This window comes from Blautia sp. LMAG:36 (genome assembly GCF_008680535.1).
GTDB lineage: Bacteria > Bacillota > Clostridia > Lachnospirales > Lachnospiraceae > Blautia_A > Blautia_A fusiformis.
This window is the reverse complement of record NZ_NALB01000003.1, coordinates 695211-710205: the sequence shown is the minus strand read 5'-3', so window position 1 is coordinate 710205 and position 14995 is coordinate 695211. Positions and strand designations below refer to the sequence as shown.

Here is a 14995-nt window from a genome sequence, read left to right as displayed (position 1 = left end):
ACTCCTCCCTTCTGTAAAGCGGATATATGCCTCTCTATGCTATATGCCCATAAACGCAGGAAACAGCAGGAGTATCCTACCCCTGCCTGATTTCCTGTTTGCGGTTGAATATATGTTTTACAATAAAATATTTATAACTGTCCGTGTGCCTCGCGCTCGGTAAGCTCCTGCATGATCGCCGGATACATTTTGTCAAGCTTATATCCAAAAAGCGTTACAATGATCACTGCTGCAATGAGGATCGGTCCAAATTTATAAAGAGAAACGATCATCTCCAGTGCTGTTTCCGGCTGTGCAGTTATTCCTGCAGATGAGCTTACATATCCGGAACTGCTTAAAAGACCTGTGATCACTGCGGAGGCAAGACCTGCGCCAACTTTTGTTCCGATGGAACCGCCTGCAAAGATCAGGCTTTCCTGACGGATATGGTTTTTCCACTGTCCGAACTCTACTACATCACCAACCATACTGAATACAACTGCGTTCAGTGGAGCAAGTCCGATGGCACGTGTGACACAGCTCATAACCATGAAGCCGAAGCTGTATGGATTCAGGAAAAACAGAACCTGTCCGCCAAGTGCAACAAATCCGCCGACAAATGCGATATTTCTTTTTCCGAATTTCTTGATCAACGGTGAGCAGATGAAGATTCCCACTACCAGAACCAGGGTTTCTGTAAGGAACAGTGCGCTGTACATCCATGTATCATTGTTGAAAATATATTTGCAGTAGTACGGAAGAATGGTTCCTGTGATCGTAAAGGATACACTCTGTACTGTCCACAGAAGCATTACTGCCCAGAAATACTGATTTGCAAAAAGTGCCTTCAGCATTGTCGGAATCGGAAGCTTCTCATCTTTCTTTCTTGCTTCGATCTGAACCTTTTCCTCACATTTGAAGAAGCAGAGAAGCAGAAGTGCAAGTGCAAGCACTGCCCATACACTCATAACCTTGATCCATGCAGCCTGATCATTTCCAAGAAGCTTTACAAGCGGCAGTGTACAGGTTGCTGCAACGATCTTTCCGATAGGTGACAGTCCCATTCTCAATACACTGAGTTTATCTCTCTCTGATGATTCGCGGATCATCATTGAAGAAAGGCTTCCATATGGAAGATTGATCGCTGTATAGCATATGGTCGTACAGAAGTTATAGGTTACAAAGAGATACAGAAACTGAAGCATCCCTGTTGTACGCGGCACTGTGAAAAGCAGTACTGCTGACAGCGCAAACGGAATGCTCATCCACAGAAGCCAGGGTCTTGATTTTCCCCATTTGGAATTGGTCCTCTCTACAATGACACCCATGACCAGATCGGAAAATCCATCAAAGCATCTGGAAAGTAACATTACCAGTCCTACTGTTGCTGCGCTTATCCCCACATAATCTGTGTAAAACAGCGTCAGCAGTGTTCCGATCATTCCGAACACGATATTACACCCTACATCTCCTCCAGCATAACACAGCCCTGTTGATACCGAAAGTTTTTTCTTCTCCATCTTATTATCCCGCCCTTTCATTTCTTTTCGTTTTTTTATTTTCGCTTTCCTTTTGATGATTCTATTTTATCGAAAATACGGGATTATCAAAGTATGAGAAATTTTAGTTTTTTCGGTATTATTTTTACCTGACTGTTAAATCTGTACCAAAGTTTTTCTGGTTCTGATATCTCTACATCCTTCTTTTGTCCTATTTTTATGTTTTGTGTTTTATTTTTGGATACCAGCCTGACTTTTTACCGAATCAGTCAATGCCTCTGCCGGATTGTAAAAAATAATAAGCAGCGGATGGAAACCTGCTTGTATCAGGGATGAGAATGTCCGTCATCCTTCATATATGTATCAATATTTTCTTCGGTAAGCACCTGGGAATCCAGAATCTCATCTTCTCCTGTTCCCTCTCCCTCCAGATCCTTCACAATATACCGGATGGTTTCATAACCGATCTGATAACCGGACTGCGCGCCAAGCGCCACGATACGCCCATCCTGAACCGCTTTCAAGGCATCTTCCTGAGCATCTACGGAAACAATAGAAATCTCCCATCCTTCAGTTGCCTCTGAAAGTCCCAGAGCCGTCACCGCACTTGTGGTCATGATTCCATTAAGATCCGGATACTTCACCAGGATCTCATCCACATCCTTCTGGGAAACCCGCATATTGCTGTATCCGTTCCGAACCATTTCAATGGTGATCCCAGGCTCTTTTTCCATATATTTTTCAAATCCGGCAACACGCATCCGGTGTCCAGCCTGCTTAAAATCACCGGCGATCACGCCAATCTTTCCTTTATGATCCAGAGCCTTTGCAAGCTGCTCGCCCAGCTCATAGCCTAGTTTTTCATTGTCAATTCCAATATAAGGAATTTCTGAATCCTCTATGGGAGTATCACAGGCATATACAGAAATCCCCTTTTCTCTTGCGAAATTTAAATAATCTTCGCATTCATAGGAATCTATAGGAGAAACTGCCATCGCCTGGATATCGGTTTTCAGAAGATCCCGGATCATATTTTTCTGAACCTCTTCTTCTGTTTCGGAATCCGGGGACAGAATCACCACATCTGCATGATATTTTTCTGCCGCATCTTTCATCCCGTCGCAGACAGACAACCAATATTCACTGCTTTTAGATTTTGTAACAACACCGATCGTTACCTGCTCTTCTTCTGTTTTCCTTGCAGAAGAAGAGCATCCGGAAAGGCTGCAAACTCCTATGACTGCCACCAGAATACAGATATACTTTTTTCTCATGAAGGATATGCCTCCTTTTCTTTTGCAGCTATATTTGCCACGGGAAAAAAGACTCCGGAGCCTTTTTCTCCGGTCCGGAGTCTTTTCCTATCTGGCAATGCAGGGTTTACATTTACATTTTACCAGAGTTTTCTGTAGATTTCTTTTACTTCCTCTTCTGTTACATCACGCATGGTATTCTGAGGACTTCCACTGTCCATGGCATCATGTGCCATTTTGTCGATGACGTTGAAGAACTCTTCTTTATTGATACCGAACTGCTCCAGAGTCGGAGTATCCAGTTCATTTACAAGTGACTCTACTGCTTTCAGGAATTTCTCAGCCGCTTCCTGATCAGAATCAGTTGCATCCGCCACACCAATATCACGTCCCAACGCTCCGAATCTGTCGTATGCTCCGGGAAGCGCAAAGGTAAGGCACTCCTTCAGAAGCATGGCATTGGAAAGTCCGTGTGCTACATGGAACAGTGCTCCGATCGGACGGCTCATTCCATGGATAATGGTAACAGATGCATTGTTAAATGCGATTCCTGCCTCAAGAGCAGCGACAGACATCTGTACACGGGCTTCTTCATTCTTTCCGTCTTTGTATGCAACCGGAAGATATTTAAAGATCCTCTTTACTGCAGATACTGCAAAAGTATCGGAAAGTGTCTGTGCTTTTCTGGATGTATAAGCTTCCACACAGTGACAAAGTGCATCAAGACCTGTTGCTGCTGTGATCTTTGGAGGTGCAGTCATAGTAAACTGCGGGTCGATAATTGCAAGATCCGGCATGAGAACTTTGCCTTTAAGAAGCATCTTGATGTCTTTTTTGGTATCCGTGATGATCGTGAACTGTGTTGCCTCAGATCCCGTTCCTGCTGTGGTAGGGATCGCTGCCATTGGCGGCATCTTTACATCGATCACTTTTCCCATATAGTCGGAAATGCTTCCACCATTTACTACCAATGAGCCGATGGCTTTCATAGAGTCAATGGGGCTTCCGCCTCCCAGAGCTACCAGGAAGTCACAATTCTCATCTTTATAGATCTGTAAGCCTTTTTCGATCATGGTATCTGTCGGCTCACCGCAGATGTCAGAATAAATGCTGTATGCAATGCCCTGATTTGTCAGCGCCTTCTCAACTTTTGCACAGTTTCCCAGGTCGATCATTACTTTATCGGTTACGATCAGAGCTTTTTTACCAAGGAGTTTCAGTGCGTCTTCTGCCATGTCCAGTGCTCCGGAACCGGAAATAATTTCTCCAGGTACAATAAATTCTCTTGCCATTGTCAAAATCTCCCTTCAGTCAGTACAATTTTTTTCATAATAGCAGCAGGTCTGCTGCCTGCTATTTACAATCCAGTATCAGTATCTCCGAATCCTTAAAACTCGGCGTCATGAAGCCAGGTATATCTCTCATCCTCGCAACGGTCTGTCTGCAGCCATGGATTTCCGTCAATGTGGCGGATCATCCAGCATGTATACATCTGATATCCAGGTGCAACTGCCTGCGGATGAAGCTCTCCTCCTGGAATCGCGGAAAAGCTCTCATCTGTGCTCTTAAATACCTGGTCACCGACAAAGCTTGCTCCGAATCCCTCCGGATGATCAAATTTGAAGAAGTATGTCTCAGGCTGCGGATGTCTGTGCGGCAGGTATCCGGACCAGTTTCCTCTGTCATTGAGAACCTCACCAAGTACCATATTGGATTCCGGTGAAATGTCGTGATCAAAAATCGTATTTACTCTTCTCTTTGCCACGTTTCCGAATTTTCCTACGCAGGAATATCCCCATGGAGCGTCTTCCGGTTTGTAAAGCCTTGCACCGAAATCTTTCTCATTCTTTGTACACTGGACAAGGATCTGTGACTCCGCATTTGCCACAACTGCGATCTCAGTTCCTGTACATCCATGAACACACCAAGGTCCCTCTGTGAACACATCTTTTCTGGTTGCTGCTGCTTCGTTTCCGTTCCATTTATAGGTGATATTTCCGGAGAGGAGGAGAACTGCTGTCTCCTCACCCTCTCTTAAAAATGTTCTTGTCTCCCCTGCCTTCATACGGTAAACACGGATGTCCATCATCATGGCCTTGTACTCATTATCGTATGTTGTAAGAATCTTTTCACCTTTTTCGTCATATTCCGGATAACCAAATACTTTACTCATTTTCTTACCTCCCAGATTAGTACAGTCTTGCCTCTTCACGGCCTTTCATAACTCCCTCGCAGGCCTTTCTTACGCTTTCTTTCTCAGATGTTGTTGCGATTCCTACATCCCACCAGGACTCATATCCGTCTGTCATGGTCTTCGGGATAACTTTGAGATCAAAGAGGCATGCGATCTCCTGCTTTTTGGCATCTTCCAGAGCGTCTACCAATTCCTGGATGGTGCGGCAGGTATAGGTCTTCAGACCATAGCCTTCGCCGATCTTTGCATAATCTACAGGGATCAGATCTCCGGTCGGTTTCTTGCCGTCTGTATAACGGAACTCTGTTGCAAGGCTTCCGATTCCGTGGTTCATCTCAAGGTTGTTGATGCAGCCAAATCCGCAGTTATCGAATACCATGATATTGACTTTCTGTCTCTCCTGCATGATAGTCATGATCTCACTGTGGAGCATCTGGAAGCTGGAATCTCCAACTACGCAGTATACTTCATTATCCGGCTCAGCAAATTTCACGCCGAGGGTAGCGGCAACCTCATATCCCATACAGGAATATCCGTACTCTGCATGATATCCGCCACGTTTGTCTGTTCTCCACATACGCTGCATACAGCTTGGAAGGGAACCGCCTGCTGTGATGATGGTTGCATCTTTGTCGATAGTTCTGTTGATCGCTGCAAGTGCTGCTGTCTGTGTGATCTTTCCGTTTGTAAGTTTTACATATTCCGGGATCGTACGAGGATCTCTTGCCTTGATCAGCGGCTCAAAATCATCTCCTGTGTACTCAATGCTTCCAAGGCGCTCCATCTCTTTATCCCATGCAGCTTTTGCTTTCTCGATCTCATCTGTGTATGCAGATTTATATCCTCTTGCACGAAGCTTTTCTGCTAGTGCTTCTACGGTAGCTTTTGCATCACCCACTGCTTTTACTGCATCCATCTTGTATGCGTGGAATCTGCAGTTGTTGATACTTACAAACTGAACATCCTCATTCTGGAACAGATGCTTGGAGCTTGTTGTAAAGTCAGACATTCTGGAACCGATAGAAATTACCACGTCTGCGTCTTTACCGATGATGTTGGAAGCGTAGGTTCCTGTTACACCGATACCGCCAAGACAGTACGGATTGCCGGACTGGCAGGCACTCTTTCCGGCCTGTGTCTCGCCGAATGGGATCTTGAATTCCTCGCAGAATTTCTCAACAGCTTCTCCGGCTTCTGAGTAACGGACACCACCACCAACAACGATAAGCGGTTTCTTCGCTCCTGCGATGACCTCTGCCACATCCTCAAGCTCTTCCTCTACTGCAACCGGTCTTGTGATCCTGTGCACTCTCTTCTTGAAGAAGTACTCTGGGAAGTCAAAGGACTCACCCTCAACATCCTGGCAAAGTGCGATGCAGCATGCACCTGTTTCAGCCGGATCTGTAAGAACTCTCATTGCATTGATCAGAGCGGTCATGACCATCTCCGGTCTTGTGATCCTATCCCAGTATTTGCAGACTGGCTTGAATGCATCGTTCGTACTGACGGCAAGGCTGCTGCTCTGCTCCAGCTGCTGGAGAACCGGGTCAGGCTGGCGAGATGCAAAAGTATCTGCCGGAAATACAAGAAGCGGAATATTATTTACAGTTGCTGTTGCACATGCTGTTACCATGTTTGCAGCTCCAGGTCCGATGGAGGAAGCGCATGCAATGATTTTTTTGCGGTTGCTCTGTTTTGCAAAAGCGGTAGCAACGTGACACATACCCTGCTCATTTCTTCCCTGAAGAACCTTCAGCTGTCCCGGATTTGTATCCAGTGCCTCACCAAGTCCTACAGCAATACCGTGTCCGAAGATCGTGAAAAATCCTTCTACGAATTTTGTCTCCACTCCGTCCATGGAAACATACTGATTATCCAGAAATTTTACAATTGCCTGTGCAGTTGTCATTCTTACTGTCTTTGACATTTTTTCCACTCCTTTTCTTTATACTCTTGCGATCATTTCGCCGAATTTTTCTTTTTCATCTTTAATGAATGCGTGAACTTCATCCGGTCCCGGAAGGGAATCGGAGCAGTTGTTGCTTTTAACCATCATGGATGCCTCAGCAGAACCAAACTCCAGGCAGTCAATGATCTCCCAGCCCTGATACAGTCCATACAGGAATCCGGAGCCGTATCCGTCGCCGCCGCCGAAGCCTTTTCTTGCCTCAACCGGGAATGGCTTGATGCTGAACTTCTGTCCGTCAACTGTGTAGGCTGTGGAACCCTTCATACCGTGTTTGATGACAACGATCTTTGCATTTTTTGCCTGCCAGTAAGCTGCACTCTCCTCATCAGTCATGCCTTCTTTGATCAGTTTCTCTGTAAGGTCAAACTCTTCTCTGGAGCCCATGATGATGTCAGCTTCCTTAGCTACGATGGAATAGTAGATGGAAATCTCATCTGCATTCTTCCAGTTGTACTCTCTGTAATCAATATCAAAAATGATCTTTGTGTTTACTTTCTTAGCAAGCATAACCGCTTTGATCGCTGCTTCTCTGGAAGGGCTCTCTGCAAGAGCAGTTCCGGAAATGAGGATCGCTTTTGCATTTTTGATATAATCCTCGTGGATGTCGTCTACATGAAGCTGCAGATCTGCGATACGGTTACGATACATGAGGATACTGCTTTCCTTTGGAGAAAGCATCTCGGTAAAGGTAAGTCCCAGCTTCTCTCCGTTTGTACATTTTGTGATCTGTGATGTATCGATTCCTCTCTCATCAAAATAATCTACAACATACTCACCGAACTGATCATCCGAAACCTTTCCGATAAATCCTGCTTTCAGGCCATGCTTGGTAACACCTACAGCGATGTTTGCAGGAGATCCTCCTACAAATTTCTCAAACATATGTACCTTCTTCAGGGGTTTGAACTCCTCCTTTACCTGATCGTTGTAAGCAGGATTAAAATCAATGGCAACTCTTCCAAGGAGCACCAGGTCCATTGGTCTGGATTCATCAAATTCGATATACTTCATGATCTTACCTCCGTTTGTTTGATGGTTTATTTTTTACTTCTTTTTTATGTGCTTTTTTGATTTGCGTGCTTTTTCTTTTATTTAGCGTGCTTTCTTGCGTGTTTCTTATGATGTTAATATAGCACCGTTTTACAATTTGGGCATGTACTTCTTTTCATTTTTCTTTTTTTCAGTTATTCTATACAATTTTTGTAGTTTTGTTTTGTTCAAAGTAGCTATTATCTACATGTGCATTTGCGTGTTGATTTTTTAGCACGCTTTTAGCACGCGATCAAATGTATCCAGACAGTCGTTTTCTTGGAATCTATATTTCATATCGTAGTATCTTACAGATTTCCTGTAATATAAAAAAGCCTGCAGTTTTCATTCTGCAGACTATTTTATATGATACTTTGCACAATACATGTTCAAAGGTTATATTTTGTTTTGATCTTGATATCTGTAAAGAGATATTCTCTCTCCGGCTCCTGTCCTTTTGTCAGGATATCCGCCAGGATCCTTGGCGGTTCATACCCCTGGACATATCCATTCTGGTCGATCAGAAAATCCACATGATCATTCTTCAGTGCCCGTTCATTCTTCGGAGTCTGATCGTAGATCACAACGTAGGGCCTGCGGTCAAGTCTCAGCTTTTCAAATGCCTTACCCACTCCTGCCTGGCCTCCGGATACCACCAGGATCCCGCTGATCCCTGAAGTACTCATCATGGCATTTTCTATAATGTGCTCCACCTCAGCTGCTTCATCAAAGCTTCCGTGAACACCGGCGATCTCCAGATGTGGAAAAGCCCGCTTGGCTTCCTCCACAAAGCCATCCACTCGCTGATTGTCAACATGATTGCTGAAATATCCGGTGATGATCAGGATCTTTCCATTTCCTCTTGTCAGCATTCCAAGAAGTCCGGCTGCGGTACGTCCGCTCTTGCGGTTATCCATTCCCACAAAACAGGTTCTTCTCGTTCCTACAATATCAGAGTTAAAGGTTACTACTGGGATATTCTTCTCTTCGATCAAAGCATTCAGTTTCTCCCGGACAGTCTCACTGTCTACCGGCATGATCGCAAGTCCCCGGATTCCTTCCTGTTCCAGTTCCTCAATGGCCTGCAGCTGTTCCTCTTCATCAACGGAAAGACCCTCTTTCAGGATCAGCTGGATCCCTTTTTCTTTCAGTTCCACGGCTGCCTTCTCAATACCACGGTTTACTTCCTGCATAAAAGAAGATCTGGCAAGCTGTGTCACCACTCCGATCTTCAGTCTTTCATCTTTAGCTGTTCTGGAATGTTTCCGTTCTTTCTGTACATATCCCATCTCGTCCGCCAGACGGCAGATTCTCTCTGCCACCTCCGGATTGATCCGTCCTCTGTGGTTCAATGCTCTGTCCACGGTTCCCCTGGAAACCCCTGCCTGTTCTGCAATCTGCTGTATTGTTACCGCCATAAATCCTTCTCCTGCCTCTGCCTTACTGTATCATTGCCAGCTGTTCCGTCCGGCAATAATCTTTCTATATACATTTATATAGTTTTTTCGAAAAGGTGTCAATATGTAAGTGCATTATACAAGGCAACCAACCCGATCTTATCCCCGCACAGCCATATGATATACTTCTTTATAAGAAATCCCTGTTTTTTCACAAAGTTTTTTTACGCTTTCGTATTCCGGATAATAATATTCCTGTCCGTCAAAAGTGCAGACCTTCACTTCTACATTTCCCAGCGGGGTTGTAACCGTTCTTTTCTCTCTTTTCAAAATGGTTCTCCCCATCTCCTGGCGACGAATCCCAATGGTTGTCGTTTCTCTGAAAATAATCTGCTCCATCGCTGAAACCTGTTCTTTTTTACATAGAACGGTAAGCAGCCATGCCGGACGGTTTTTCTTCATAAATACAGGCATGTAATTGGCCTCTCTGGCTCCTGCCTCATACAGAAGCTCCATAACATAGCCAAGCGTTTCTCCTGTACAGTCATCAATGTTGGATTCCAGCTTTATAATGGTGTCTGTTTCCGTACAAGTATCATTGCCTGAAGCCTCCTCCTCGGATTCCCGGATCAGCATGGCACGGAGAATTCCCGGGCACTCATACTGGCGCTTGCCTGCTCCGATACCGATCTTCTCCACCGTAAAATCTTCAGGCAGTTTTTCTGATGTAAGGAATGCCGCCACAATGGCTGCTCCTGTAGGCGTTATCAGTTCACCCTGCACCGATGTGATATGCAGCTTCAGCTGATGAGCACTTACAATATTACTTACCGCCGGTACCGGCACCGGAAGGATTCCGTGCTGACAGCGAATCGTTCCGCTACCCTCACAAAGTCTTGGAACGATCACTTCCTCCACATCCAGATCATCCATACAGATTGCAACAGAAAGAATATCCACAATGGAATCCACTGCACCCACTTCATGGAAATGGACCTGATCCACCGGTACATTATGGGCTTTTGCTTCTGCCTCGGCAAGAATCTTAAAAATTCTTTTTCCATAGGATTTTGCACGATCTGTCATATCTGCATGGTCGATAATCTCCATGATCTCGTTAAGGCCACGGTGTTCATGGTGATGGTGTCCGTGGTGGGAATGCATCGTTTCTGTATATATATGACTGTTTCCATGGGTTTCCTGTACATGATGTTCATGAGAATGGGGATGCTCATGGGCTTCATGACTATGTTGATAATGATGTTCCTCATGATCCTGGCTGTGAGAATCTCCATCATGCCCATACAGATATTTCATATCATGATCATGATTCTCATGATCCAGTAGTACATCAAAATCACAGGCATCGATCCCTGATTTCATCACACGGCTGATCTTTATGTCGAAACCTTTTACCGGCAGACTTTTAAGAATTCTCACCAGTTTTTTCTGATCTGCACCCAGATCCAGAAGAGCCGCAACTGTCATATCCCCGCTGATCCCGGAGGTACACTCCAGATATAATTTGTTTCTCATTTATTTTCCCTCCGCAAGCCGATTGATCTGGGTTGCCAGATATCCTGCCCCAAATCCGTTGTCAATATTTACTACTGCAATTCCGTTGGCACAGGAATTGATCATTGTCAGAAGCGCTGACAATCCATGAAAGCTGGCGCCATATCCCACAGAAGTAGGTACCGCGATCACCGGACGTTTCACAAGACCGCCCATAACACTTGCCAGCGCACCCTCCATTCCTGCTACCGCAACCACACAGTTAGCCTCCTGGATGGTATCCAGCCTGGAAAAAAGTCTGTGCATACCACTGACTCCCACATCATAGATCCTCTCCACATGTGTGCCGAAATACTCTGCTGTCTGGGCAGCTTCCTCCGCAACAGAAATATCTGCTGTTCCGGCTGTACACACTGCCACCTTTCCGATATGCTCCTTCTCTTTTTCAATCTTCAAAATTCCGGAAACCGGGTCATAAACCACATCAGGAAGAACCTTTTTTACCAGTTCATACTGATGTTCTGACGCCCTTGTTCCAAAGACCTCTCCATCTTCCTCATAAAGCTTCTGATAGATATTCAAAAGATGTTCGTCTGCTTTTCTCGCACAGTAAACTACCTCCGCAAAACCGGTCCGCGCTTTTCGGGTAGTATCCAGCTTCGCATAATCCATTTCTTCATATCCCTCTTTTTTCAGAAGGTCCTCTGCATGCTCCACAGAGAGCTGGCCTTTTTTTACCTTTTCAAGGATCTGCTGTAAAGTCATCTTTTTGCCTCCCTGTTTTCTTCGTAATATAATAACATAATAGCCAGACATTTGCATCATTTCCGCAAATCGTCTGGCTATCTGCTATTCAAACCGTTCACTGTCCGGTTCTTTTTATTTATGCGACTGCCTGGGCCGCCTTCTGTTCTTTATCTGATCATCTCCGCATATTTGGCCGAGATCTCATCAATATCTCCATATGCGATCAGTTTTCCTTTTTCAAGTATCATTGCTTTATTGCACAGGCGCTGTACCTGTTCCAGGGAATGGGATACAAACAGTACCGTAACTCCCTTATCAAACATACTTAAGACTTTCTTTTCACTCTTTTTCCGGAATTTGGCATCTCCTACAGAAAGGACTTCATCAAGGATCAGGATATCCGGTGATACCAGTGTGGCAATGGAGAATCCAAGTCTTGCCTTCATACCTGAAGAATAATTCTTAATAGGGACATCGATAAATTCCTTCAGTTCAGAAAACTCAACGATCTCATCAAATTTCGATTCCAGAAACTTCTTGGAATATCCGAGCATCGCACCATACAGAAAAATATTCTCACGTCCTGTATACTGCGAGTCAAAACCGGCTCCCAGTTCCAGAAGAGGGACCAGACGTCCGTTTCGGACCACCTTGCCTTCGGTAGGCTTGAATACACCGGCAATTACTTTGAGCAGAGTACTTTTTCCCGCTCCATTAAGTCCCAGGATTCCTACACGGTCACCTTTTTTTACCTCAAAATCAACATTCTGAAGAGCCCAGAATTCATTATATTTAATTTCTTTTTTTAAGAATTTAATCACGTAATCCTTCAGGCTGTCTACCTTTTCTTTACTGAGATTAAACTTCATACTTACATTATCTACAACTACTGCAGGTTTTTCCATATTTTTCTCCTGTTAAATATAAAGGATAAACTCATCCTGTTTCTTCTTAAAACAGAACATTCCGATGGCGATCGTCACAAGGCTGAATACCAGTGCGTATGCCGCATAATGCAGGTTCATCGGCTCTCCGAACATTCCTGAACGAAAAACATCGATGGTACAGTACAGCGGATTATATTTCAGGATCCATGAAAAACCACTTTTCAGCAGTCTGGACGGATAATAAAAGATCGCACAGGTATACATGATCAGCATCAGCGCTACTGACCACAGATATTCCATATCTCTGAAAAAAACGCCAATCGTAGCAAGGATCATTCCACAACCATAAGACAACAGAAATACCAGGATCAGCGCGATCGGGATCTGGAACATATAAAGTGTCGGCTCCACACCAAGTACTGCTCCTACCGGAACCAGCACGATCAGTGAGATCAGGAAGATCACATAGTTAAAAAGTACACTTGACAGCGGATAGAGATATTTTGGCACATAAACTTTCTTGATCATTGCCGAATTCGCTCTTACTGATTTCAATGCCGCTTTTGTGGCACTGGAATAGAATGTGTACAAAAGACGTCCTGTCAGGATATATACAGGAAATGTCCGATCCTTGTTTCCAAACAGGGTACCGAATACGATCGTCAGTACGATCATGGTAAGCAACGGCTCAAGAAGAGACCAGATGATACCAAGATAGGAACGTCTGTACTTCAGTTTGATTCCTTTTTTTACAAGCTCTCCCAGAAGAAACCTGTAACGTATAAAAGTATTTACGTATTCTTTCATAGCATCTCCAATATTCAATTTTATTTTTTCACACGGCTGTAAATCATAATATACTATTTTGAGAAATCTGGCAACCTTATTTTCGCCAAAAAAAGGCACGCCAAAGCGTACCTTTTTGAGAAATGTGTTAGTTATGATCTTATCTCTTGATATTGAATGCCCGGAATCCCGGATATACTGCTGCATCTCCAAGCTCTTCCTCAATACGGAGAAGCTGATTATATTTTGCCACACGTTCGCTTCTGGAAGGAGCTCCTGTCTTGATCTGGCAGGTATTCAGTGCCACTGCAAGATCTGCAATGGTTGTATCCTCTGTCTCTCCGGAACGATGGGAAGAAATCGCTGTATAGCCAGCTTTATGTGCCATTTTGATGGCTTCCAGAGTCTCGGATACAGAACCGATCTGATTCAGTTTGATCAGAATAGAATTTCCGCAGCCAAGGCTGATACCTTTCTCAAGACGCTCTGTATTTGTAACAAACAGGTCATCACCTACAAGCTGTACTTTTCCTCCAAGTTCTTTTGTCATGATCTGCCAGCCTTCCCAGTCTTCCTCATCAAGGCCATCCTCAATAGAGTAGATCGGATATTTTTCGATCAGATTTTTCCAGTGATCAACAAGCTCCGCAGATGTAAATTTCTTTCCGCATTTCGGAAGAACATACTCCCCCTTTTTGTTTCCTTTCCACTCACTGGATGCAGCATCCATGGCAAGTACAAAATCCTTTCCAGGCTCATATCCTGCTTTTTTCACTGCTTCAAGGATGTACTCAATGGCTTCCTCATCGCTTCCAAGGTCTGGTGCAAAACCACCTTCATCTCCAACGCTTGTTGCAAGGCCTTTTTCTTTCAGAAGTGCAGCAAGAGCGTGGAATACCTCCGTACACCAGCGAAGTCCCTCTTTAAAGCTTGGTGCTCCTGCCGGCATGATCATGAATTCCTGAACATCAACGGTATTCGCAGCATGTGCACCACCGTTTAGGATATTCATCATCGGAACCGGAAGTCTGTTTCCGTTCACCCCACCAAAAAATCTGTAAAGGGGGATGTCAAGAGAAATCGCAGCCGCACGTGCGCACGCAATAGAAACCGCAAGAATGGCATTTGCGCCCAGTTTTGATTTGTCCTTTGTTCCATCTGCTTTGAGCATGGCAGCATCCACTGCATAAATATCAGATGCATCCATTCCTGCCAGCGCATCATTAATTACTGTATTGATATTTTCAATGGCCTTCGAAACACCTTTTCCTCCAAAACGGCTTTTATCCTGATCTCTCAGCTCAAGTGCTTCGAATTCTCCTGTGGACGCTCCGCTTGGTGCTGCTCCTCTTCCGACCGTTCCATCTGCCAGATAAACCTCTGCCTCTACGGTCGGATTTCCTCTTGAATCAATGATCTCTCTTCCAATGACCTTCTCAATCTCTAAATAATCCATTTGATATTTATCCTCCTGTCTGGTCTTTTCGCCCTGTCCGTAACTCCTGTTCAGGCCGCATTTTGTCAGGGGATACGGCCCGCCACAAATTTTACGCATTAGTTAGAATCCGCTAACTGTTTACAAGTTTACTATATCTAACTTTAACGGTCAAGAGGAGTTATTGCCATTTTTTTCTCAATTACTCTTCTGATATTTCCATGTTTTTTCAGAACATTCCGCAGGATGTTGCGAATTTTACTTATTGACAAGGCTTTACTACTTATGATATCATAACCGCCGGT

The 14995-nt window shown here is 44.5% G+C and carries 12 protein-coding genes; all 12 read right to left on the bottom strand.

All coding sequences use genetic code 11. The annotated features are described in order from the left end of the window. Positions 1-131: 131 nt before the first annotated feature. Positions 132-1499 (bottom strand): MFS transporter, encoded by a 1368-nt coding sequence (locus tag CCC17_RS03490; RefSeq protein ID WP_287082509.1) that lies wholly within the window; start codon positions 1497-1499, stop codon positions 132-134. A gap of 305 nt (positions 1500-1804) precedes the next feature. After that, the gene (locus CCC17_RS03485; RefSeq protein WP_287082507.1) at positions 1805-2752 is read right to left on the bottom strand and encodes a substrate-binding domain-containing protein; all 948 of its coding nucleotides are present in this window, start codon (positions 2750-2752) and stop codon (positions 1805-1807) included. A 119-nt stretch (positions 2753-2871) separates the two neighbouring features. Further along, positions 2872-4023 (bottom strand): iron-containing alcohol dehydrogenase, encoded by a 1152-nt coding sequence (locus CCC17_RS03480; RefSeq protein ID WP_270389032.1) that lies wholly within the window; start codon positions 4021-4023, stop codon positions 2872-2874. A gap of 95 nt (positions 4024-4118) precedes the next feature. Continuing rightward, on the bottom strand, positions 4119-4904 hold the full coding sequence (locus CCC17_RS03475) for a 5-deoxy-glucuronate isomerase (protein WP_147603457.1): 786 nt from the start codon (positions 4902-4904) through the stop codon (positions 4119-4121). A 16-nt stretch (positions 4905-4920) separates the two neighbouring features. Beyond that, a complete protein-coding gene (gene iolD / locus CCC17_RS03470) occupies positions 4921-6852 on the bottom strand; it encodes a 3D-(3,5/4)-trihydroxycyclohexane-1,2-dione acylhydrolase (decyclizing) (RefSeq protein ID WP_256163685.1) in 1932 nt (643 codons plus the stop codon). 18 nt (positions 6853-6870) lie between these two features. After that, positions 6871-7905, bottom strand: a complete 1035-nt coding sequence (gene iolC / locus CCC17_RS03465; protein ID WP_015524405.1) for a 5-dehydro-2-deoxygluconokinase — start codon at positions 7903-7905, stop codon at positions 6871-6873. 407 nt (positions 7906-8312) lie between these two features. After that, entirely contained in the window at positions 8313-9341 is a 1029-nt protein-coding gene (locus CCC17_RS03460; RefSeq protein WP_022426319.1) for a LacI family DNA-binding transcriptional regulator, read from the bottom strand. Positions 9342-9479: 138 nt separating this feature from the next. Further along, positions 9480-10856 carry a nickel pincer cofactor biosynthesis protein LarC gene (gene larC / locus CCC17_RS03455; RefSeq protein WP_129974426.1) on the bottom strand — a complete coding sequence of 459 codons (1377 nt, stop codon included), beginning with the start codon at positions 10854-10856 and terminating at the stop codon, positions 9480-9482. Further along, positions 10857-11600 carry a nickel pincer cofactor biosynthesis protein LarB gene (gene larB, locus CCC17_RS03450; protein ID WP_022426321.1) on the bottom strand — a complete coding sequence of 248 codons (744 nt, stop codon included), beginning with the start codon at positions 11598-11600 and terminating at the stop codon, positions 10857-10859. 149 nt (positions 11601-11749) lie between these two features. Further along, on the bottom strand, positions 11750-12487 hold the full coding sequence (locus CCC17_RS03445) for an ABC transporter ATP-binding protein (RefSeq protein ID WP_092072899.1): 738 nt from the start codon (positions 12485-12487) through the stop codon (positions 11750-11752). 12 nt (positions 12488-12499) lie between these two features. Then, the gene (locus CCC17_RS03440; protein ID WP_059086856.1) at positions 12500-13276 is read right to left on the bottom strand and encodes an ABC transporter permease; all 777 of its coding nucleotides are present in this window, start codon (positions 13274-13276) and stop codon (positions 12500-12502) included. Between the two features lie 139 nt (positions 13277-13415). Continuing rightward, positions 13416-14711: a phosphopyruvate hydratase gene (gene eno / locus CCC17_RS03435; protein ID WP_287082505.1), complete on the bottom strand. Its 1296-nt coding sequence runs from the start codon at positions 14709-14711 to the stop codon at positions 13416-13418. Between the last annotated feature and the right edge of the window lie 284 nt (positions 14712-14995).